Origin of the sequence: Bacteroides mediterraneensis (assembly GCF_900128455.1) — a bacterium.
Taxonomy (GTDB): Bacteria; Bacteroidota; Bacteroidia; order Bacteroidales; family Bacteroidaceae; genus Phocaeicola; species Phocaeicola mediterraneensis.
In genome coordinates, this window is the sequence record NZ_LT635792.1 from 1 (window position 1) to 1,471 (window position 1,471).

The 1,471-nt window shown below is 56.1% G+C and carries 2 protein-coding genes; both read right to left on the reverse strand.

Annotated elements, in window-relative coordinates; genetic code table 11:
* On the reverse strand, nucleotides 1-842 hold an 842-nt coding region (locus BQ7480_RS17460), incomplete at its 3' end, for an N-6 DNA methylase (protein WP_154670770.1).
* On the reverse strand, nucleotides 829-1,281 hold the full coding sequence (locus BQ7480_RS17465) for a DUF1896 family protein (protein WP_072544123.1): 453 nt from the start codon (nucleotides 1,279-1,281) through the stop codon (nucleotides 829-831). The genes BQ7480_RS17460 and BQ7480_RS17465, both read right to left, overlap by 14 nt.
* Nucleotides 1,282-1,471 lie beyond the last annotated feature (190 nt).

A 1,471-nucleotide genomic window follows, 5' to 3' on the forward strand; every position in this document is an offset into this window, starting at 1 on the left:
TCCGTGAACAGGTTGTTCGGCAGGCGGATGGCGGACACCAGATCCGCCTTTCTCATCATCATGTAGCGTGTGCCGCCGTTGCCCTCCGTATCCAGCACGCCCTGCGAGGTGATGAATGCCACGATACCGCCGTCACGCACCGCGTCCAGCCCTTTCAGAAAGAAATAGGTATGCACCTTCCTTGCCGCTATCTTTTTGAATACCGAGCCATTGGTGTATTCCGGGTCGAACACCGCTATATCCCCGAAAGGGATGTTGGAGATGGCAAGGTCAAACCGGTTCAGGAACGGCTTTTCTATCTTCTCGAAGCCTTCCGTGCGTATCTTCTGCTGCGGGTACAGGTGTCCGAGCATCTTGCCCGTCAGCAGGTCTTTCTCGAAAGCCATGACCTCCGCCTGCGGGTTGTCCGACAGTACCGGGGCGATGAACGCGCCCATGCCCGCCGACGGCTCCAGCACGAGCTTCGGTCGCACCTTCTTGTCGTGGAGCACGTCCACGATGGTGTCCGTGATGGCTTGCGGCGTGTAGAACGCCGTCAGCACCGAGGCTTTCAGCGAGTCCACATACCGCTTGTACTCCGTTTCGTCCCTGCTGTTCTCCCTGATGATACGGTGCAGTTCCACCGTCGGGGCGAACAGTTCGAGGTCGGATTTCGCCCAATGCACGGCATCCGCCAGTTCCTTTGCCGGGTTCAGGATGCACTTCAGCCCTCCAAAGCCGCAGTACCGCTCCAGCAGCGCACGTTCCCTTTCCGTCGGGGTGCGCCGTTCCCGGTCAAGCGTGAACGCCGTGCGTACCGCCTCGATGTTGTCCCTCAGTTTCTGTTTCCTATTGAACGCCATAGGACTCCAGATAAAGCATGACGGTTCCTACCAGCTCCGTGTAGAGCAGGTCATGCGCGGGTGACAGGGCGAAGGTGTCATCCGACGTGTCGTAACCGGCAAACAGGTTGTTCAGGTGGGGGTAGAGCCTGCGGCAGAACGGTTCACGCTCCTGTTCCGCCACCTCGTCGGCAAACTCCCTCTCCACGACCTCCGTCAGCAGGGCGTAGGGAGAGAAGTGCAGCCCTTCGAGCAGCACGCTCATGGCTTCCTCGTGGGCGTCCTCCACCGTGCCGCCCGCCAGCCTTTCCTTCTCGAAAGTGGCGGTGGCGGCTTCTTCGCGTCCGGCAATGAAACCGGTATCCGATGCTTTGTCGGGATGGTATTTTCTCAGGTAGTCCAGCAGGTACAGCCCGTAATAAGACAGTTCCGCCGGAACGGTTTTCTTGTTCTGTTTCATCTTTTTATGGATTTAGTGGTGAAAAAAATCGGATATTGATATGGATAAAGGAGAAGAAAAAAGGCACCCGGTATCCCTCCGAGTGCCGCCACTAAATCCATGTAAAGAAACAGTATCAACGAATTGAAACAGATTATTACATGAATCAGTGGCAAAGGTAGTCATTATTTTCTTCTTCCTTTCATGTTTG

Excerpts from the sequence above, each read along its gene's own strand:
- BQ7480_RS17465 (WP_072544123.1), bottom strand. The coding sequence starts at position 1,281 with ATGAAACAGAACAAGAAAACCGTTCCGGCGGAACTGTCTTATTACGGG.